Below are 20,775 nucleotides of genomic sequence, written 5' to 3'. Positions count from 1 at the left end.
CGACGGCGAGTCGCTGGTCCTGCTCGGCCAGTCCGGCTGCGGCAAGACCAGCACGATGCGCTGCATCGCCGGGCTCGAGCAGCCCAGCGGCGGCCGCATCACCATCGGTGACACGGTGGTCCACGACTCCGACCGGCGGGTGACGGTCGCCCCGTACAAGCGCAACGTCGGCATGGTCTTCCAGTCCTATGCGGTCTGGCCCCACCGCACGGTGTTCGAGAACGTGGCGTTCTCCCTGAAGATGAAGAAGGTGCCCAAGGACGAGGCCACCACCCGGGTCCGCAAGGCGCTGGCCATCGTCGGCCTGGCCGACTTCGAGACCCGAGGCGCCAGCCAGCTTTCCGGCGGGCAGATGCAGCGCGTCGCCCTGGCCCGCAGCCTGGTCATGCAGCCCAGCGTGCTGCTGCTGGACGAGCCGCTGTCGAACCTGGACGCCCGGCTGCGCGAGCGGCTGCGCATCGAGCTCCGGGAGATCCAGCTCGAGCAGAACCTGACCACCGTCTACGTCACGCACGATCAGATCGAGGCGTTCGCGCTGGCCGACCGGATCGCGCTGATGCAGCACGGCCGGATCGTGCAGATCGGCACGCCCCAGCAGATCTACGCCGCGCCGTCCACCAAGTCGATCGCCGACTTCCTCGGCGTCGGCAACATCTTCCCGTGCACGGTCGAGACGGCCGGCGGCGAGCCGGTCGCCCGGCTGACCGGTTATCCGGTGTCCGTTCCCGTCGCCGAGGTTCCCCAGGGGTCGGGCCCGTTCAGCCTGTGCCTGCGGGCCGAGGACCTGCACGTGACGAAGGCCCGGCCCGGCGAGAGTGCCGCCCCGGGCACCTGGCGCGGGCACATCGACGTGGCCAGCTTCCAGGGCGCCACCGTCCGCTACCGGATCACCCTGGAGGACGGCCCGGTGCTCGAGGCCATCGCGATGACGCAGGCCTGCGACTGGCTGAGCACCGGCGACACCGCCCTGGTGCGGATCTCGCCGAACGCGGCCCAGGTCATCGCCGACGACACCGCCGCCCCGGTGCTGACCACCCCCGCGGCCAAGACGGCGGTGGCGGCGTGACCACCACCCTGTCCCGCCCGCCGGCGGTGAAGAAGGCCGAGCCGAAGGGCTCCCCGGCCGGCGTCCGCGCGATCAAGCGGGTCCTGCCGTCCGGCCTGCAGCTGATCATCCTGACCCTGCTGGTGCTCTTCCCGGTCGGCTTCGTCATCCTGGCCGCGTTCACCGACACCAGCCCCGGCCCCGGATCGCTGGGCGAGGCGTCCTTCACCATCACCAATTTCAAGGTCCTGTTCACCTCGAGCGCGCTGACCGCGATGCTCAACTCGGCCCTGGTCGGCCTGGGCTCGTCGATCGTCGCCCTGGTCATCGGATCCGGGATGGCCTTCCTGGCCGCCCGCACCAACGTGCCCGGGCGCAAACTCATCTACTTCTTCGGGATCGCGCCGCTGTTCCTGCCGGCGCTGGTCGGGGCCCTGGCCTGGGCCCAGCTGGGCAGCCCGGCCTCCGGGTACATCAACGTCGTCGCCCGGGCCGTCGGGGTGCCGGACCTGATCAACATCTACAGCTTCGGCGGCCTGATCTTCGTCCTGGGCCTGTACTACGCGCCGTACACCTTCCTGATGGTGCACTCGGCGCTGTCGCTGATGAACCCCGACCTCGAGGACGCGGCCAGCCTGCACGGCGCTCCCCTGTCGAAGATGCTGCGAGTCATCACCTTCCCGCTGGTGATGCCGGCGATCGTCGGCTCCGGCATCCTGGTCTTCGCGCTGACGGTCGAGAACTTCCCGGTCGCCCAGGTGATCGGCGTGCCCGGTCAGATCGACACCCTGCCGACCCTGATCTACCGGCTGATGAACGCCTCGCCGTCCCGGCAGAACGCGGCGGCCGCCATCGCCGTCGTGCTGACCGCCCTGCTGATGATCGTCGTGTTCATCCAGCAGCGGACCGTGGCCAAGAAGCAGTACACGACGGTCAGCGGCAAGGGCGTCCGCGCCCGCCGGATCCCGCTGCGGACGTGGCGCTGGCCGGCCGCCATCGCCGCCTGGGCGTACTTCCTGCTCGCCGTGGTCCTGCCGATCGCCGCCCTGCTGATCACCGCCCTGCAGACCAGCCCGTACCTGGGTCAGCTGAACGAACTGTTCGAGCCGGGTGCCCTGTCGTTCTACTCGATGGGCCAGACCCTGCAGGACGCCGAATTCTGGCACGTCCTGCGCAACAGCGTCATCGTCGGTCTCGGCACCGCCATCATCGGCACCGCCCTGTGTTTCGCGTTGTCCTACACCAGGTATCGCACCCACGCCTGGGGCCGGAAGGCCCTGGAGTACATCGCCATGCTGCCGCTGGCCATCCCGGCCATCGTCTTGGGCCTGGGCCTGCTGTGGACCTGGCTGACCCTGCCGATCCCGGTGTACGGCACCCTGATCGTCCTGGTCATCGCCTGCATCGCGGTGTTCATCCCGCAGGGCTACCGCGGCGTCTCCTCCTCGATCGTCCAGCTGGACAAGGACCTCGAGGACAGCGCCATCATGCTGGGAGCCCGCCGGCACAAGGCGATCTCGTTCGTCACCGTGCCGCTGCTGCGGGTCGGCCTGTCGTCGACCTTCCTGCTGCTGCTGATGCTGGGCATGCGCGAGCTGACCGCCGTGCTGTTCCTGTTCACCTCCGACACCCGCCTGCTGTCGATCGCGATCTTCGACGCCTATGACAACGGGTCCTTCCAGCAGGCCGCCGAACTGAGCCTGCTCTACATCGTCGTCATCGGCGTCCTCGCCGTTCTCGCCCGCCGCCTCGGAGCCAAGGATGTGGCCTGACATGACCCGCTTCTCCCGCCGCACGGTCCTGCGGGCCGCCGCCACCGTCGCCGCCGCGCTCGCCGTGACCACCACCGCCTGCGCCGCGCCGCCGCCGCCCAAGGAGGTCGTGCAGCCGGCCACCACCATCGAGACCGACAACGGGCTCGTGATCGACGGCGAGCAGATCGCCGACAAGGAACTCTGGGACGCCGCGGTCGCGGAAGGCGGCATCACCCTCTACACCGGCTACACCGAGAACACCGAGGCCGCCCTGCTCAAGCAGTTCAAGGCCGACACCGGATTGAAGGTCAACGTCGTCCGGCTCACCCCGAACCGGTTGTACGAGCGGATCTCCGCCGAATACGGCGCCGACCGGCTCAAGGCCGACGTGGTGCGGATCTCGGACTCCGGCTTTGTCAGCTCCCTGAGCGAGAAGGGAGTGTTCCAGCCCTACACCCCCTCGACCGCCACGAATCTGCACGACGACGTGGTCTTCGACGGCGGCAACTACTACCGGACCTTCGACCCGATCTACACCTTCGGCTACAACTCGGCGATCATCCCGGCCGACCAGGCCCCGACATCCTGGTCGGTGATGACCGACCCGCAGATGCGCGGCAAGATCGGCATCGCCCAGGTCGGCGCCGGTGGCAGCGCCCTGGCCCTGACCCGGTTCCAGCGGGCGGTCCTGGGTGACGAGTTCCTCACCACCTACGCCGGCAACCGGCCCCGGATCTTCGACTCGCTGGGCGCCGAGCTGGACAGCCTGGCCCGCGGCGAGGTGCAGGTCGGCACCACCGTGGTCAGCGCGGTCAACCTGGCCCAGGCCCGCAACGCCCCGGTCCAGTTCGTGATCCCCAAGGAGGGGTTCGCGGTCTACGACTACTACACCGGCGTCGCGTCCACGGCCACGAACGTCAACGCGGCCAAGGTGTTCATGAACTGGAACCTGTCGCAGCGGGGCCAGAACGTGTTCCGCGAGCTGGGCGAGTATTCGGTCCGGACCGACGTCGACGCGCCGAACATCCTGGGCGAGCAGTTCCCCGCCTTCGAGTCCGAGCAGGTCCATCGCGTGCTGCCGGCCGAGGCGAAGGGATTCGCCAAGGAGGACCAGCAGATGTGGAACTCGTTGTTCGGCTACAACGAATAGTCCTGCCCACCGGAGTCTTCGATTCACCGGCGCTCGTCGCCGACCGTCACCCGGCCCCGCACCGCCCCGAGGACGCCGCTGGTGGGACCGCTTCACCGGTCCCGCCAGCGGTCCCGTCCGCCTGCGCCGAGCCGCGGCCCGCCAGCACCACGACCCAGGAGAGCGAGCGAGCATGTCGAACACCAGCGCCACACCCACCCGATCCACCACCCGCCCGGACCCGCGGGGTCCCCTGGCCGGCCTGCGGGTGCTCGATCTGGGGACCGTCTACGCCGCACCGATCACGGCGATGCTGCTGGGCGACTGGGGCGCCGACGTGATCAAGGTCGAGCACCCTCGGGGGGACCCGGCCCGCTCCCACGGGCTGAGCAAGGACGGTCACGGCCTGTGGTGGAAGGTGATCGCCCGGAACAAGCGGGCCATCACCCTGAACTTCGGCAAGCCGGCCGGCCAGGACATCCTGCGCCGGCTGGTCGAGCAGGCCGACGTGGTGATCGAGAACTTCCGGCCCGGCGTGCTGGAGAAGTGGGGCCTGGCCCCCGACGACCTGTTGAGCATCAACCCCGGACTGATCGTGCTGCGGGTCACCGGCTTCGGCCAGACCGGCCCGTACGCCACCCGCCGGGCGTTCGGCACGCTGGCCGAGGCGATGAGCGGGTTGGCCCACCAGACCGGCGAACCCGACGGCCCGCCGACACTGCCGCCGTTCGGCCTGGCCGACGGCGTGGCCGGCCTGACCGGCGCGTACGCCGTCATGCTGGCGCTCTACCACCGGGACGCCTCCGGCGGCACCGGCCAGGTCATCGACCTGTCGCTGCTGGAACCGCTGGTCGGCATCCTGGGACCCGGACCCAGCGTGTACGACCAGCTCGGGCTGATCTCCGGCCGGCACGGCAACCGGTCGACCAATAACGCCCCGCGCAACGCCTACCTGACCAGTGACGGCCGCTGGGTGGCGATCTCGGCCAGCGCCACGTCCGTCGCCGAACGGGTCATGCACCTGGTCGGCCGGCCGGACATCGCCGCGCAATCTTGGTTCCCCAAGGCCGGCGAGCGGGTCAAGCACGCCGACCTGATCGACGCCCCGGTGGCCGAGTGGATCGGCGCGCGGACCTACGAGGACGTGTCGGCCGCGTTCCAGGCGGCCGGCGCCGCCCTGGCCCCGGTGTACGACATCGAGCAGCTGATGAACGACCCGCACGTGGTGGAGCGGGAGGTCATCACCACCATCGACGACGAGGACCTCGGCCCGCTGAAGATGCAGAACCTGATCTTCCGGATGGGTGGCACTCCCGGAGCCATCCGGCACGGCGGCCGCACCCTCGGCCAGGACACCGACAGTGTGCTGGACGAGCTGCTCGGGCTCTCCGGCGAGAAACTGGACGAGCTGCGCCAGGACGGGGTCGTCTGATGGACCGCAGCTACCTGTTCGCCCCGGGCCACAACGCCAAGCTGCTGGGCAAGGTCTTCACCGCCGGCGCCGACGCGGTGATGCTCGACCTGGAGGACGCGGTCCCGCCGGAGGCCAAGGCCACCGCCCGGGCCATGGTGGCGCAGGTTCTGGTCGACCACCCGGCCTGGGTCCGGGTCAACGCGGCCCGGAGCGATTGGTGCGCCGCCGATCTGGACGCCGTGGCCGAACGGGCCCACGGGATTCGGATTCCCAAGGTCGAATCGGCGGAGGATGTCCGGTGGGTGACCGACCGCGCCCCCGGGCGGCCGATCATCTGCGCGATCGAGAGCGCCCGCGGCGTGCTCGCCGCCCAGGAGATCGCGTCCGTCCCCGGCGTCAAGCACCTGGCCATGGGCGGCGTCGACCTGCAGCGCGACCTGAGCACCACCGGCGGCAACCTGCAGACCCTCTACGTGCGTTCGCATCTGGTGCTCGCGTCCCGGGCCGCCGGCCTCGAGCCCCCCATCGACAGCGTGTACCCGCGGCTGGACGATCCGGCCGGGCTTCGTGAGCAGGCCGAGTTCGCGCACTCGCTCGGCTTCTTCGGCAAGTCCGCGATCCACCCGGGCCAGCTGCCGGTCCTGCACGAGGTCTTCACCCCGACCACCGACGACATCTCCTGGGCACAGACCGTTCTCGACGCGTTCGCGGCCGCCGACGGCGAGGCCCTGCGGCTGCCGTCCGGGGAGTTCGTCGACCTGCCCGTCGCCGACCGGGCCCGGCGCGTCCTGCAGATCGCGGGCGCCACCGGCTCCTGAACCGCCCGCACCCACCGGACCCGCCGGGTTCGCGTCGCGGCGCGCGACCGGCGTCAGCAGGATCGCCGTCACCACCATGACCGTCACCCACAGGTTGGAACCGAGAGTGTCGACATCCCTGGAAACCGATTTCGGACCGAATGACTGGTTCGTGCAGGAGAAGTACGAGGAGTTCCTCGCCGACCCGGCCAGCGTCGACTCCATCTGGCGCGACTTCTTCGCCGCCGGGCCGGGTGCGAACCGGGTCGGGCCGTCCGCAGCCGTCACCCCGGCGGCGACCACGTCGACACCGGCTCCGGCCCCTTCGGTCCCAGCGGCGGCACGGGTCCCACCGGCGGCGGCGCCCAGCCGATCGGACGCCGGCGGCGCGGCGCCGGACCGGTCGGCGCCGGACCGGTCGGCGCCGGCAGCGGTGAGCGGCGGCGCGGCCGGATCGGTGGCTGCGCTGCGGGGCGCGTCGGCGGCGGTCGTCAAGAACATGACCGCGTCCCTGGACGTGCCCACCGCGACCTCGGTCCGGGCCGTGCCGGCCAAGCTGATGGCCGACAACCGTTTGGTGATCAACAATTTCCTGCGGCGCAACCGTGGCGGGAAGATCTCGTTCACCCACCTCGTCGGCTACGCCATCGTGCGTGCGGTGGCCGACTTCCCCACCATGAACCGGTCCTTCACCCTGTTCGACGGCAAACCGGCGGCCCGGACGCCGGACCACGTCAACCTCGGACTGGCGATCGACCTGCCCGGCCGGAACGGTACCCGGAATCTGGTGGTGGTGCCGATCAAGGCGGCGGAGGCGATGACCTTCGCGCAGTTCTGGACCTCGTACGAGCTGGTCGTCCGCAAGGCCCGGACCGGCGCGCTGGCTGCCGAGGACTACGCCGACACGACCATCACCCTGACCAATCCCGGTGGGATCGGCACCAATCACTCGGTCCCCCGGCTGATGTCGGGTCAGAGCGCGATCATCGGGGTCGGCGCGCTGGAATACCCGGCCGAGTTCCAGGGCGCCAGCGAGCAGACCCTCGCCGACCTGGCGATCTCCAAGATCATCACCCTCACGTCGACCTACGACCACCGCGTCATCCAGGGTGCCGAATCGGGCGAATTCCTCAAGCGGATCCATCAACTGCTGCTCGGCGCGGACGGCTTCTACGACGACATCTTCACCTCGCTGCGGCTGCCCTACGAACCGGTCCGGTGGGTGCCGGATCTGGGCAGCGGCCGGCCGGGCGGCCTGGACCGGACGGCCCGGGTCCTGGGGATCATCGACGCCTACCGCACCCGCGGCCACCTGATGGCCGACACCGACCCGCTGCACTACCGGCAGCGGCGACACCCGGATCTGGACATCATCACGCACGGTCTGACGCTGTGGGACCTGGATCGGGAGTTCCCGGTGGGTGGTTTCGCCGACCGGCAACACATGCGACTGCGCGACGTCCTCGGGGTGCTGCGCGACGCCTACTGCCGGACCGTCGGCGTCGAGTACGCCCACATCCTGGACCCCGAACAGCGGCAGTGGCTCCAGGAGCGGGTCGAGTCGCCCCGGCCCCAGCCGACCGTCGCGGAGCAGCAACACATCCTGGGCCGGCTCAACAGCGCCGAGGCGTTCGAGACGTTCCTGCAGACCAAGTACATCGGCCAGAAGAGGTTCTCCCTCGAGGGCGGGGAGACGGTCATCCCGCTGCTGGACGCCGCCCTCCAGCAGGCCGTGGCCACCGGCGCCGACGAGGTGGTGATCGGCATGGCGCACCGCGGCCGTCTCAACGTGCTCGCGAACATCGTCGGCAAGCCCTCCTCGCAGATCTTCCGCGAGTTCGAGGGCAACATGGATCCCAAGCAGACGCAGGGTTCCGGGGACGTCAAGTACCACCTGGGCGCGGAGGGCAGGTACCGGCCGCCGGCCGGCCAGGGATCCCTCGCGGTCACGCTGGTGGCCAACCCGTCCCACCTGGAGGTGGTGGACCCGGTGCTGGAGGGGGTCGCCCGGGCCCGGCAGGACCAGCTGAACCTGGGCGAGCGGGGCTACACCGTGCTACCCGTCGCCATTCACGGCGACGCCGCGTTCGCCGGGCAGGGCGTCGTCGCGGAAACCCTGCAGCTGTCCCAGCTGCGCGGGTACCGCACCGGCGGCACCCTCCACGTCATCATCAACAATCAGGTCGGCTTCACCACCGCCCCGGAGTCATCGCGGTCCAGCGTCTACTGCACCGACGTGGCGAAGATGGTGCAAGCGCCGATCTTTCACGTGAACGGTGACGATCCGGAGGCCGCCACCTGGGTGGCCCGGCTGGCGGTCGACTACCGGCAGCGGTTCGGCGGCGACGTCGTGATCGACATGATCTGCTACCGGCGGCGCGGCCACAACGAGGGTGACGACCCGTCGATGACCAACCCGCTCATGTACCAGGTCATCGACGGCAAACGCTCGGTGCGGCGGTTGTACACCGAGGCCCTGATCGGGCGGGGAGACCTGTCCGTCGCCGAGGCCGAGGACAGCATGCGGGACTACCAGGCCCAGTTGGACCGGACGTTCCGGGAGGTCCGCGAACTGGAACGGGCGGTCCCCCACCCCTCGCCGTCCGTGGCGGCCGACCAGCCGGTCCCCCACCACGTCGACACTACGGTCGACGCGGCGGTGTTGCGCCGGGTGGCCGATGCCGCCCTGGACCTGCCGGCCGGATTCGTCCTCCACCCGCGCGTGAAGTCCGTGCTGGAACGCCGGGTCACGATGGCCCGCGACGGCGACATCGACTGGGCCTTCGCCGAATTGGCCGCACTGGGATCCCTGGCGATGGGCGGCCGGCTGGTCCGTTTCGCCGGCCAGGACACCCGCCGGGGAACCTTCGTGCAACGGCACGCGGTGGTGGTCGACCACGCCACCGGGGCCGAATACCAGCCCCTGCAACACCTGACGCCGGACCAGGCCCGGGTGCTCATCTACGACTCGGCGCTGACCGAGTACGCGGCGTTGGGCTTCGAGTACGGCTACTCGGTGGCCGACCCGGACGCCCTGGTGCTCTGGGAGGCGCAGTTCGGCGACTTCGTCAACGGGGCCCAGTCGATCATCGACGAGTACCTGTCCTCCGGCGAGGCGAAGTGGGGCCAGCGGTCGGGGGTCGTGCTGTTGCTCCCCCACGGACACGAGGGACAGGGACCCGACCACACCTCGGGCCGCATCGAGCGGTTCCTGCAGCTGTGCGCCGAGGACTCGATGACCGTCGCCGTGCCGTCCACCCCGGCCAATTACTTCCACCTGCTGCGCCACCACACCCTGGACGGGGTTCACCGCCCGCTGATCGTGTTCACCCCGAAGTCGATGCTGCGCAACAAGGCCGCGGTGTCCCCGGTCGCCGACTTCACCGGCGGGGGGTTCCGGCCGGTCATCGCCGACGACGACGTCGACCCGACCGCGGTCACCACACTGCTGGTGACCAGCGGCAAGTTCTTCTACGAACTGGCCGCCCACCGAGCCGCCACCGGCATCACCGACACCGCGATCGTGCGGCTGGAGCAGCTCTATCCCGTCCCGCACCGGGAGCTCGACGAGGTGCTGCAGCGCTACCCCGCAGTCACCGAGATCCGCTGGGTTCAGGAGGAGCCGGCCAACCAGGGAGCCTGGAGCTTCCTGGCACTCGTGCTGCCCGACCTGATTCCCCGGTTGTCCGGGCTGCACCGGATCTCCCGGCGGCCGATGGCCGCCCCGTCGGCCGGGTCCGCACAGGTCCACCGGGTCGAGCAGACCGCCGTCGTGACCGCCGCTTTCGCCCGGCAGCCGACCGGGAGAGCCTGAGCCCGGGGGGACGACGCCGGCCGCCAGCCTCCGTCGCCGGCCGGCGTCGCTCGACTCCCGTACCCATCGTCACCGCATCCGACCGGAAAGAACAGGTCCCACCCGTGGACGAAGCGCCGACCCTCCCACCGCCGCTGCTGGCGAACTGGACCTGGCAGGTCGAGGCCGCCTGCCGCGGCGGGGACCCGGCCGTCTTCTTCTCCCCGGCCGACGACCGGACGACGACCCGGGCCGACCGGATCGAACGGGCCAAGGCGATCTGCGCCCGCTGCCCGGTGACGGCCGCCTGCCTCGAACACGCGCTGCGCACCCGGGAGCCGTACGGGGTATGGGGCGGGCGGTCCGAGACCGAGCGGGCGGAACTGCTCGGACTGGCCTCGTTGCGCTATCCGGCCCGGCGGGCCCGGCCCCGCCGGCAGTCGGCCGCGAGCCGGCGCGAGGCGTGGCGCGCGGCGGCCGGTCGAGCCGTCTCCGTCGCGGTGGCCGCCCCGGTGGATCGTGGGTCGGGTCCCGATGCCTGAGGTCGTCGTCGTCGGCGGCGGCAACGCCGGGTTCACCGCCGCCAGTACGGCCGCCCACCGGCCGCCAGGTGCTGCTGCTGGAAAAGTCGGACGCGGCCACGGCGGGCGGCAACAGCTACTACACCGCGGGGGCCACGCGCATCGCCCACGGCGGCCTGGCCGATCTGGTCGACCTGGTCGAGGCCGACCCCCGGCACGCCGTCAGCGTGGTTCCGCCCTACTCTCCCGAGGAGTAAGCGGCCGACCTGGCCAGGGTCACCGGGGACGCAACGACCCCGCCCTGACCGCGGTGCTCGTCGGCGAGGCCGGCCCGACCCTGCGCTGGCTCCACGCGCAGGGGATGCGGTACCGGCTGCTGTACGAGCGGCAGGCGTACCGGCGACCCGACGGGAGCCACGTCTTCTGGGGCGGGCTGCACGTGGGCAACGTGGGCGGCGGCCAGGGTCTGATGGCCGACCATCTGGCCATCGCCGACCGGCTGGGCGTGCGCGTGCGGTACGACTCCGCGGTGACCGAACTGCTCCACCAGGACGGCCGGGTGACCGGCGTCGTCGCTCACCTCCCGGACAGTGAGCACCGCGAGATCCCCGCCGAGTCGGTCATTCTGGCCGCCGGTGGATTCGAGGCCGACCCGGATCGGCGGGAGCGGCATCTCGGGCCGGGCCTCCAACCGGGTTCGATCGCCTACCAGATCTTCGACGCCAAGCTGCGACCGATGCTGCGGACCGAGGAATACGACATGCCGGGCGTCTCGGTCGTCGTCGCCGACACCATCGGCGACCTGGCCGTCCGCATCGGGGTCGACCCGACCCGCTTGACCGCGACGGTCGACGACTTCAACCGGTCGATCGACCGGTCCGTCCCGCTGGACCCGACCGTCAAGGACGGCCGGGCCGCCCACGTCGTCCCACCCAAGAGCAACTGGGCTGCACCACTGGAAACCGGTCCCTTCTATGCCTTCCCGGTGACCTGCGGGATCACGTTCACCTTCGGCGGTCTACGGGCCGACACCGACGGGCGGGTGCTTCGAAAGGACGGAAGCGCCATTCCCGGTCTCTACGTGGCCGGTGAGATGCTGGGCGGGCTGTTCAGCGGTAACTAACCCGGTGGTAGCGGGCTCGCCGCCGGAGCCGTCTTCGGCCACCGCGCCGGCCGGCTGGCCTGACCGGAGCCGCCACCCCTGATCCGGAACGGATCCCGCGCAGGGCGCCGGCCGGTTGTGCCGACCGTCACGGCCGATCGACCACTCGTTGACACCCGGGAGACCGGCTGGCTAGATTCGGGGCGTCGGCGACGAGCGAGGTGTCAAGGCCTCGTTAGCTGTCCGACCACCCTCACGTCGTGTCGTGGGTGCCCCCCATGATCACCCGGCCGCCGTGCGATCGTCTCGCGGCCATCAGGCCGATCAACCGTTCCCGGAACCGGAGACCCCAGTGCCCGTCACCCCTCTCGGCGAGAGCTTCCGGGCGGTCCGGCGGCGGCACGTCGACCTGGCGCTGGTCGCCAGTTCCGGCTGTCGACCCGGCCACTGATTCGGCCCGACCCGTCAGGTCGGTCGTCCCGCCCGCCGACGGGCCCAGGATGCATCCTCGGGTCCACCCTGGGCGTGCCGCGGTTCAACCCACTCATCCGCACCCAGCCGCTCGACCGCGCCGCCATCCACCACCCGGCGTGGTCGACCCCGGAATAGACCCGGAGCCAGCATGACCATCGCCGTGACCGCCGTCCCCCCGATCAGCTCGTTCGCCCAGTCCCTCTCGGATCCCGCGGGGTTCGGTGACCAGAGCCTCATCACTCCCCGCCCGGGCGCCATCCGGTTGCTCGGCGGGATCCCCGCGCCGGAGGCCCTGCCGCTGCCCGACTTCGCGCGCGTCTCCGCGGAGCTCTGGACCGACCGGGCCGCCGCGACGGCCGCCCTGCAGTACTCCTCGTCGACGGGACTGTCCGGACTGCGAGAGTGGATCGCCCGCCGGGAGGGCGTCGAACCCGCCCGGATCGTCGTCACCAACGGCGGCCTGCACGGCCTCTCCCTGGCGGTGCTGACGGTGGTCGAGCGGGGATCCGCGGTGGCGGTGGACGATCCGATCTTCCCGCTGTTCCTGCGGGTCCTGGAACTGGCCGACGGTTCGGTCCGGCCGATTCCCGTCGACGGCGACGGCCTGGACGTCGCGGCGCTGGCCGACCGGCTCGCCGGCGGCGAGCGGATCAGCGCGCTGTACACGGTGCCCGACTTCCACAATCCGTCCCAGGGCACCCTGACCGCGCGGCGACGGGGGGCCCTGGCCGACCTGGCCGAGCAGTACGGGTTCTGGCTGTTGATCGACAACCCCTACCGGGACCTGCGATTCGCCGGTCAGGATCAGGGGCTGGCCACCTTCCACGGATCCGACCGGACGATCGTGGTCAACACCTTCACCAAGACGCTCGGCCCGGGGTGGCGCGTGGGCTGGCTGGTGCTGCCCGAGCCGTTGGTCACTCCCATCGTCCGGCTGCGCAACCGTCTGGACGGTCATACCTCCACGGTCACGCAGGCGCTGCTCGAGCACCTGCTGCTCGCCGACCCGGCCTGGTTCGACACGGTGCTCGCGCCGGCCCGACGCCTCTACCGGGAGCGGTCGCTCGCGCTGGCCGACGCCCTGGCGGCCGAGGCCCCTGGCGCCTTCCGGATCACCCGGCCCGAGGGCGGGCTCTTCCTCTGGCCGCGGCTGACCGACGATCGGGTCGACGCCGCCGCCCTCGCCGCCCGCGCCGCCGATGCCGGGGTGCTCTATCAGCAGGGTGCATTCTTCGCGTCCGGCCCCGACACTTGGGAGTCGTCCCGCCATCTGCGCCTCGCCTACGGGGATCGGACGCCGGACGAGCTGCGGGAAGCGGCTCGGCGCCTGGCGTCCGCCTTCTGACGGGCCACCGACCGGGGTAGGGTCGGTCCCCGGAGAACGACTGGCCCGCGAGCGACCGGACGGGGGTGGGCCGCCCCGGTGACCGATGACGATTCCGACCCGCGCCGGGCCCTCGAGCAGCTGCGCGCGCAGTTGGTCGACGAGCTCGATGCGCGTCACCGGGCGTTGCTGGCGATCCGGCAGCTGCGGGCCGACCGGTCGGATGATGACGAACACGACCCCGAGGGTTCGCCGCTGTCCGCCGAGTGGTTCCGCGTCGACGGCATGCACCGGGCCGCCCGGCAGCGCGTCCGCGACGTCGACCGGGCACTGGCCGATCTCGATGCCGGGCGCTACGGGATCTGCGAACGGTGCGGCGGCGCCATCGCCGCCGAGCGACTGGCGGTGCTGCCCACCGCCACCCGCTGCGTGTCGTGCGCCGGTCGACGGTGATCGGACCGGCCGCCGGGGTCAGCCGGCGGGACGCCACCCGAGCGCCGGGCCGAGCCGGGTGGCCATGTCGGTGAGGATCTGCACGTAGTCGCCGTGGGCGAAGGAGAACGGCAGCGCGAAGGCAACCTCGTCGACCTCGCGGAACCCCGCGTGCGCGTACAGCTCCTCAGCGATCCGCTCGCTGCTCCCGACGAGGTCGCGCGCGAACAGCATGCCGCGCGACCCCTGGGGCCCGGCCGTGCGCGGCGTGCGGGCCTGCACGTAGGCGTGGTAGCGGTCGCGTTGCTCGACGGTCGCGGAGTCGGTCGGGATCACCACCAGTCCCTGGGACACGCGGGCCGCGGATCCGGCCGGATGGGCGGCCCGGAACGCCCGGATTTGCTCGCGCTGGATCTCGGCGAAGTCGGTGGGGCCGCCGGGCTCGCCGAAGACGACGCTGCTCGAGAGCAGGTTCATCGCATGCGCCCCCGCCCACCGGGCGGATCGCAGACTGCCGGCGCCGTACCACATCCGGTCCCGGAGACCGGGCGAGTGCGGCTGGACGCGGTCGGAGAACTCCTCGAAGCCCTCGCGCCCGGCGAAGTCCGAGGCCGGGCGTCCCTCGAGGAAGGCCAGGAGGCGCTCGACCCGGGTGTAGGTGAAATCCTCCACCTCGGCGGTGTCCGGGTAGAGCGCGGACTTGAGGTGCTCGTACTGCATCGGCACTCCCACGCTCACGCCCGGGTTGATCCGCCCACCGGAGAGCAGATCGACGGTGGCCAGATCCTCGGCCAGCCGCAACGGGTTCTCCCAGCCGAGCGGGGTCACCGCCGTCCCCAGCTCGATGCGATCGGTGCGCTGCCCGGCGGCCGCCATCACAGCGACCGGCGAGGAGATGCCGTACTGCAGATGCCGGTGCCGCAGCCAGGCGCTGTCCAGGCCCAGCCGCTCGCCGAGCTCGATGATCTCCAGGGTGGCCCGGTGACCGGCGGCCGGATCGGCCGGGTCGAACAGTCCGATGGTCAGAAACCCCAGCCGCCGCAGCGGTTTCCCAGGGATGGGCACGTGCACTCCTTCCACCGGGACGGCGGCCGGCGCACCGCCGGCCGTCCCGGGACGAACCGAGTCCGCGCGACCGGTGGCGGCGGGTGGTCATCCCTCCGGAATCAGCACCAGCTTCCCACGGACGTGCCCGCCCTCGCTGATCCGGTGGGCCTCCGTCGCCCGCGCGAAGGGGAAGGTCTGCACCTTGATCACCAGCTTGCCCTCGGCCAGCAGGCCGCCAATCGTCTCCAGCGCCTCCAGGGCACGGGGCGATCGACCGGCCGTGACCTGAACCCCCGCCTCGCCGGCGCCGAAGTTGGCGATGGTCACCACCTGCGACGCGGCGGGCACCAGCCCGACCAGGACGGCAGGCGCGGTCTTGCCGGCGATGTCGACCACCGCATCGACCCCGTCGGGGGCGATCTCACGCACCCGCTCGGCCAGCCCGTCGCCGTACCGCAGCGGGGTTGCCCCGATCTCCCGAAGGTAGTCCTGGTTGTCCGCCCCGGCCGTCGCGATCACCCGGGCGCCGCGCGCCAGCGCCACCTGCACCACGACCGCGCCCACGCCGCCGGCTCCGCCGTCCACCAGGACCGACGTGCCCGGCCCCACCCCGACCAGATCGAGCGCCCGGATGGCGGTCTCCCCGGCCACGCCCGCGGCCGCCGCGACGGCCCAGTCGACCGACGCCGGCTTGGCCGCCCACACCTCCAGGACGGCTTGATCGGCGGCCGTGCCGGAGCCGAGCCCGAACACGTCGTCGCCGACGGCCACATCGGTGACTCCCTCGCCGATCTCGTCGACGACCCCGGCCGCGTCGAACCCGACGGTGCCCATGCCGTCCAGCGGCTTGCCCTGGGCCATGAAGCCGGCCCGCACCTTCCAGTCCAACGGGTTCACGCTCGAGGCGCGCACCGCCACCCGGACCTGCCCGGGGCCGGGGTGGACCTCCGGCACCTCCTCGAGGCGCAGCACCTCCGGGCCACCGAACTCGTGGAACACCACTGCGGACATGTCCGATCTCCTCTCCCGGCGGGAACGGACCACGCCCCCGGCTTCCGGCGGCGCCCGATTCCCCTGGCGTGCACCACCGCAACCGCGCCGGAGGACGGCATATTCCCGGGCCCGTCCCACCGTTGCGGGTTGGTGCCGCCGCCCCCCGGAACCGACCCGACCCGCTGCTTTAATGACCCGATGAGCACGATCGACTTCGCGCGATCCGAGCGTTCCCGGCTCGGCTTGGAATGGGAGATCGCGTGCGTCGACCGGCGGTCCGGGGAACTGTCGCCCGCCGCTCCCGACCTGCTGGGCCGCCTCGGGCCGCCGACCGCGTTCCCGCACGTCACCGGCGAGTTGCTGACGAACACGGTCGAGATCGTCAGTGCCCCGCACCACAAGGCGGCCAACGCCGTGACGGACCTGACCCGGATGGTGGAACGGGTCCATCGGCTGGCCGAGCCGATGGGCGTGCAGTTGATGTCGTCAGGCACCCATCCGTTCAGCCAGTGGTTCCAGCAGCAGGTCACCCCGGGCAACGACCGCTACGCCACGCTGATCGACAGGACGCGCTGGTGGGGCCGGCAGATGATGATTTGGGGCGTGCATGTCCACGTCGCGGTGGACGACCGGGACAAAGTGCTGCCGATCATCGACGGCCTGCTCACCTACCTGCCGCACTTCCAGGCCCTCAGCGCCTCCAGCCCGTTCTGGGCCGGCGAGACGACCGGTTACGCCTCGAACCGGGCCCTGATGTTCCAGCAGTTGCCGACGGCCGGTCTGCCGCCCCAGCTGTCGAACTGGTCGGAGTACCAAGCGCTCGTCGACGACCTGACCCGCACCGGGGTGATCGACGTCCTGAGCGAGTTGCGCTGGGACATCAGGCCGTCGCCACGTTGGGGCACCATCGAGGTCCGCACTTTCGACGGAATCTCGACGGCGAACGAGATCGGTGCCGTCGCCGCCCTCACCCAGTGCCTGGTCGAGCACTTCTCCCGGGAACTCGATGCGGGGAGGCGCATCCCGGCTCTGCAACCGTGGTTCGTGCGCGAGAACAAGTGGCGGACGGCACGGTACGGGATGGACGCCATCATCATCCGGAATCCCGCCGGGGACGAGGAGCTGGTCACCGACGACCTTCGGGCCCTGGTGCCGGCCCTTGAGCCGATCGCCTCGGACCTCGGCTGCACGTCCGAGTTGATGGACGTGCTGGAGATCGTGGAGCACGGCGCCAGCTACCAGCGCCAACTGCAGGTGGCCCAGGCCGCCGGCGGCAGCCTGAAAGCCGTGGTCTCATCGCTGGTCCGGGAACTTCTGGAGGGACGTCCGGACCGCTCACGGCCGGCCCCTGCCGCGGGTGTGACGCCCGACCGATCCGCCCAGGCGGATTGACCGGGATCGACCACGTCGCCTACATTGATTGAGAGGTCATGAGTTCCAGCGACAAGCTCCGGCTCGCTGGGCAGCAACCCTCCCACCGCGGTGGGGTGCTCCGGATGAGGACCTGGCGGAACCGTTGGTTTCGCAAGCGCGGGCTCGACACCGAGCCCCTGACCGAAGAGGGGTCGTGACGTGCCGAATCGCCTGAGCCGCGCCGAGCGGCGCCCGGTCGCGACCGAGTCGGCCGCGGCCTGGATCCGCCGCCGCCACGTCGACCTCCAGCGCGTGTCCAGCGCGCTCTGTTGTTCCGCCTGACCGTCGGCGAACGACCGTCCTGACGGCGCCGGACCCTGCCCGGGTCCGCCGTCGAGCGCCGGAGCCATCGCCGGCTCCCGTTCTGCACTCCACCGGATGGGCCGCCCCGTTCCTGCGACGGGGCGGCGCCGCCGGCCTCCCCCCAACCCGCGCCGCCGCGCAATCCTCCCGACCGGGCACCGCCCGGGCACCAGAAAGGCACCACCCGATGACCAGACGCCCGCTGTTGCGGCGCCTCGCCACCGTCACGGCCACCGCCACCGCGATCGGCGCCGTCCTGACGCTCCTGGCCGCCTGCTCGAGCTCGTCGGGCAGCGCGCCGGCCGGCTCGTCGACCCCGGAATCGGCGTCCAGCGGCTCGGTCTCGCCGGCCGCAGCCGGCACCGACCTGTCCGGGGTGACCCTGCGCATCGGCGAAACCGGTTGGAAGCAGCAACAACTGCTCCTGGAGAAGGCGGGCCTGGCCGACACCCCCTACGGCACGGACTTCAGCCTGTTCCAGGGCGGGAACCTCCAGCTGGAGGCGCTGGGCGCCGGGGCGATCGACCTGGCCAGCGCGAGCGAGATCCCGCCGATCTTCGCCGCGCAGTCCGGCGGGCCCGGCTCCCTGGCGATCATCGCGGTTCGGGAGGGGAACACCCTGACCCAGGAGATCGTGGCCCCCGAGGGCAGCGACATCAAGGACGCGGCCGGCCTCAAGGGCAAGAAGGTCGCCTACGTGCAGAACACCACCGCGCACTACTTCCTGCTCAAGGCCCTGGAGTCGGCCGGACTGACCTGGTCGGACATCGAGGCCGTTCCGCTGTCGACCAGCGACGGGCTGGCCGCGCTGCTGTCCGGCCAGGTCGACGCGCTGGCCTCGTACGGCAACGCGATCATCTCGGCCCACGCCAAGGGCGCGACCACCGTCGTGGACGCGCGGGACATCCTGTCGGGCAACTTCGTCTACGTCTCCACGCCGGCGACGGCGCAGGACCCGGCCAAGCACGCCGCCATCGCCGACTACTTCTCGCGGCTGCAGCGCGCCTTCAACTGGGCCCGGGCCAATCCGGACGCCTGGGCGGCGGTGATCGCCGAGCAGACCAAGCAGCCGGTGGAGCAGGCCCGGGCCACCTTCACCGAGGGCGAGGCGCAGCGGCCGAGCAAGTTCGTGCCGACGTCGGACGCGGCGATCGCCTCGCAGCAGGACATCCTGGACACGTTCGTCAAGGCCGGGATCCTGACCACGACCTTCCAGATCGGCGACTTCTGGTCCTCCTCCTTCGATCCCGAGCTCAGCGCGATCGAGGGCGAGTATGTCAACGGCTGATCTGTCGGCCCCGGTCCCCGCTGTATCGACCGCATCGACCGCATCGGCCGCCCCGGTGGACCCGGGGCGGCCGGCGCCGCCGGCCGGGACCGAGCGCGACGCCCACCGGATCATCCCGCTGACCACCATCAGCGGACGGCCACGCAAGGGCCGCTCGCAACGCACCGCTCGGCTGCCCCGCTGGGTCGTCAAGGCCATCAGCCCGCTGCTGCTGATCCTGCTCTGGTACGTGGCCAGCGCTGCCGGTTGGCTCTCGTCGAACACCCTGGCCCCGCCGCAGAAGGTGATCGCCAAGGCGGGTGAACTGCTGGCCACCGGCGAGCTGCAGCAGGCGATCCTGGCATCCGCCCAGCGGGTCGGTCTCGGCCTGTTCTTCGGCGTGACCGCGGCCCTGGTCGCCGCGCTCATCGCCGGGCTGTTCAAGGTCGGCGAGGACATCATCGACGCGCCGATCCAGATGCTGCGGACCGTCCCGGTGGTCGGGCTCATCCCGCTGCTGATCATCTGGTTCGGCATCGGCGACCAGCCGAAGCTGATCCTCATCGCCCTCGGCGTGTTCTTCCCGCTGTACCTGAACCTGTTCGCCGGCATCCGCGGCACCGACCCGGCCCTGGTCGAGGCCGGCCGCACCCTCGGCCTGAACAAGGCCGGCCTCATCCGGCACGTCATCCTGCCCGCCGCGGTGCCCAGCGGGCTGGTCGGCCTGCGGTACTCCATCGGCGTGTCCTGGCTCATCCTCGTCTTCGCCGAAACCATCAACGCCACCACCGGTATCGGGTTCCTGGTGAACACCGCCCGGGAGTTCTTCGAGACCGACACGATCGTGCTCTGCCTGGTGCTCTACGCCGTCCTCGGCCTGCTGGCCGACCTGTTCGTCCGACTGCTGGAGAGGGTGTTGCTGGCATGGCGACCGTCTTTCACCGGGACCTGAGCGTCCCGACCGAGCGCACGACCGCCCGGCCGGTCATCGACGGTCCGGCGCCCGCCGCCCCGTACGCGGTCAAGGTCCGCGGGCTGACCAAACGGTTCGGTGACCGGGCGGTCATCCACGACCTGGACCTGGACATCGCCCCCGGGGAGTTCGTCGTCCTGCTCGGCGCCAGCGGCTGCGGTAAGAGCACGCTGCTGCGCGTGCTGGCCGACCTGGACCGGGAGATCACCGGCACCGTCGAGGTCGCCACCCGGCGGGCCGTCGCCTTCCAGTCACCCCGGCTGATGCCGTGGAAGAAGGTGTGGCGCAACGTCGTGCTCGGCCTGCCCGGCCGGCCCGATCGGGCCCGGGCCGAGGCCGCGCTGGCCGAGGTCAACATGACCCACCGCAGCGACGTCTGGCCCAAGGTGCTCTCCGGCGGCGAGGCCCAGCGCGCCTCCCTGGCCCGTGCCCTGGTGCGCGAACCCGACCTGCTGCTGCTCGACGAGCCCTTCTCGGCGCTCGACGCCCTGACCCGGCTCACCGCCCAGGCCCTGGTGGCCGACCTGTGGACCCTGCACCGCTGCGCCGTCCTGCTGGTCACCCACGACGTGGAGGAGGCCATCAAGCTGGCGGATCGGGTGCTGGTGATGCGCGACGGCGTCATCGCCCATCAGGCCCGGGTGGGGCTGGCCCGGCCGCGCGAGGTGGCCGACCCCGCATTCGTGAGCCTGCGCGCAGAACTGCTGGCGCATCTGGGGGTGCAGGAGCACTGATGGTCACCGACATCCTCGCGCCGGCCGGCCGGACACTGCTGCGCCGCCTGATCGCGGACCTCGAACCGGACGAGATCAGCTGGCAACCGGCGGATCTGGAGGCCGCGGCGACGGACCGATCGGGCCTGCGGCTGCCCGGTGCACCCCTGGCCGTGGGGGCCCCCGGCCGCGGGGGGGGGGGGCGCGCCCCCCAGCGGGCCGCGCCCCCCGGCGGGGTGTACGGGGTGCCCGGGGGGGGCGGGCGCCGGGAGTCCGGGGGG

Annotated in this window: 17 protein-coding genes, 1 pseudogene and 1 riboswitch; of the genes and pseudogenes, 16 read left to right on the top strand and 2 right to left on the bottom strand. The window is 71.4% G+C overall.

Annotated features, from left to right (window positions below; translation table 11 throughout):
* The 10 genes from ACOJUF_RS03310 to ACOJUF_RS03265 all read left to right on the top strand — a co-directional run.
* On the top strand, positions 1-1,066 hold a 1,066-nt coding region (locus ACOJUF_RS03310; protein ID WP_420120443.1), incomplete at its 5' end, for an ABC transporter ATP-binding protein.
* Positions 1,063-2,817, top strand: coding sequence for an ABC transporter permease (locus ACOJUF_RS03305; protein ID WP_420120442.1), 1,755 nt, complete (start codon positions 1,063-1,065; stop codon positions 2,815-2,817). The genes ACOJUF_RS03310 and ACOJUF_RS03305, both read left to right, overlap by 4 nt.
* 1 nt (position 2,818) lies before the next feature.
* A complete protein-coding gene (locus ACOJUF_RS03300; protein ID WP_420120441.1) occupies positions 2,819-3,949 on the top strand; it encodes an ABC transporter substrate-binding protein in 1,131 nt (376 codons plus the stop codon).
* 172 nt (positions 3,950-4,121) lie between these two features.
* Positions 4,122-5,360 carry a CaiB/BaiF CoA transferase family protein gene (locus ACOJUF_RS03295; RefSeq protein ID WP_420120440.1) on the top strand — a complete coding sequence of 413 codons (1,239 nt, stop codon included), beginning with the start codon at positions 4,122-4,124 and terminating at the stop codon, positions 5,358-5,360.
* Entirely contained in the window at positions 5,360-6,160 is an 801-nt protein-coding gene (locus ACOJUF_RS03290) for an HpcH/HpaI aldolase/citrate lyase family protein (protein WP_420120439.1), read from the top strand. The genes ACOJUF_RS03295 and ACOJUF_RS03290 overlap by 1 nt, the downstream gene beginning before the upstream one ends.
* A 76-nt stretch (positions 6,161-6,236) precedes the next feature.
* Complete coding sequence (locus ACOJUF_RS03285) at positions 6,237-9,953, top strand: multifunctional oxoglutarate decarboxylase/oxoglutarate dehydrogenase thiamine pyrophosphate-binding subunit/dihydrolipoyllysine-residue succinyltransferase subunit (protein ID WP_420120438.1); 3,717 nt, start codon at positions 6,237-6,239, stop codon at positions 9,951-9,953.
* Positions 9,954-10,057: 104 nt separating this feature from the next.
* Positions 10,058-10,474, top strand: coding sequence for a WhiB family transcriptional regulator (locus ACOJUF_RS03280; protein ID WP_420120437.1), 417 nt, complete (start codon positions 10,058-10,060; stop codon positions 10,472-10,474).
* A complete protein-coding gene (locus tag ACOJUF_RS03275) occupies positions 10,467-11,576 on the top strand; it encodes an FAD-binding protein (RefSeq protein WP_420120436.1) in 1,110 nt (369 codons plus the stop codon). The genes ACOJUF_RS03280 and ACOJUF_RS03275 overlap by 8 nt, the downstream gene beginning before the upstream one ends.
* A 601-nt stretch (positions 11,577-12,177) precedes the next feature.
* Positions 12,178-13,374 carry a PLP-dependent aminotransferase family protein gene (locus tag ACOJUF_RS03270; protein ID WP_420120435.1) on the top strand — a complete coding sequence of 399 codons (1,197 nt, stop codon included), beginning with the start codon at positions 12,178-12,180 and terminating at the stop codon, positions 13,372-13,374.
* Between the two features lie 78 nt (positions 13,375-13,452).
* A complete protein-coding gene (locus ACOJUF_RS03265; protein WP_420120434.1) occupies positions 13,453-13,806 on the top strand; it encodes a TraR/DksA family transcriptional regulator in 354 nt (117 codons plus the stop codon).
* Between the two features lie 18 nt (positions 13,807-13,824).
* Here the strand turns inward: ACOJUF_RS03265 and ACOJUF_RS03260 are convergent, their stop codons facing one another.
* Entirely contained in the window at positions 13,825-14,850 is a 1,026-nt protein-coding gene (locus tag ACOJUF_RS03260; RefSeq protein WP_420120433.1) for an LLM class flavin-dependent oxidoreductase, read from the bottom strand.
* 87 nt (positions 14,851-14,937) lie between these two features.
* Entirely contained in the window at positions 14,938-15,843 is a 906-nt protein-coding gene (locus ACOJUF_RS03255) for an NADP-dependent oxidoreductase (protein ID WP_420120432.1), read from the bottom strand.
* 180 nt (positions 15,844-16,023) lie between these two features.
* On the opposite strand from ACOJUF_RS03255, the gene ACOJUF_RS03250 reads away from it, so the two are divergent.
* From ACOJUF_RS03250 to ACOJUF_RS03225, 6 genes and pseudogenes are all read left to right on the top strand, one after another.
* Positions 16,024-17,217 carry a glutamate--cysteine ligase gene (locus tag ACOJUF_RS03250; RefSeq protein ID WP_420120431.1) on the top strand — a complete coding sequence of 398 codons (1,194 nt, stop codon included), beginning with the start codon at positions 16,024-16,026 and terminating at the stop codon, positions 17,215-17,217.
* A 34-nt stretch (positions 17,218-17,251) separates the two neighbouring features.
* A riboswitch (SAM riboswitch) is annotated at positions 17,252-17,362 on the top strand.
* A 35-nt stretch (positions 17,363-17,397) separates the two neighbouring features.
* The gene (locus tag ACOJUF_RS03245) at positions 17,398-17,520 is read left to right on the top strand and encodes a putative leader peptide (protein WP_420120430.1); all 123 of its coding nucleotides are present in this window, start codon (positions 17,398-17,400) and stop codon (positions 17,518-17,520) included.
* 208 nt (positions 17,521-17,728) lie between these two features.
* The gene (locus tag ACOJUF_RS03240) at positions 17,729-18,829 is read left to right on the top strand and encodes an ABC transporter substrate-binding protein (protein ID WP_420120429.1); all 1,101 of its coding nucleotides are present in this window, start codon (positions 17,729-17,731) and stop codon (positions 18,827-18,829) included.
* 55 nt (positions 18,830-18,884) lie between these two features.
* Positions 18,885-19,760, top strand: coding sequence for an ABC transporter permease (locus ACOJUF_RS03235; RefSeq protein WP_420120428.1), 876 nt, complete (start codon positions 18,885-18,887; stop codon positions 19,758-19,760).
* Positions 19,733-20,515, top strand: coding sequence for an ABC transporter ATP-binding protein (locus tag ACOJUF_RS03230; RefSeq protein ID WP_420120427.1), 783 nt, complete (start codon positions 19,733-19,735; stop codon positions 20,513-20,515). Before ACOJUF_RS03235 ends, ACOJUF_RS03230 begins: the two co-directional genes overlap by 28 nt.
* Positions 20,515-20,775, top strand: a pseudogene (locus ACOJUF_RS03225) (FAD-binding oxidoreductase); the annotation flags it as partial. The gene ACOJUF_RS03230 and the pseudogene ACOJUF_RS03225, both read left to right, overlap by 1 nt.

This window comes from Nakamurella sp. (assembly GCF_048594475.1).
Classification (GTDB): Bacteria; Actinomycetota; Actinomycetes; order Mycobacteriales; family Nakamurellaceae; genus Nakamurella.
The sequence above is the reverse complement of the archived record's forward strand: the minus strand, read 5'-3'. Positions and strand labels throughout refer to the sequence as shown.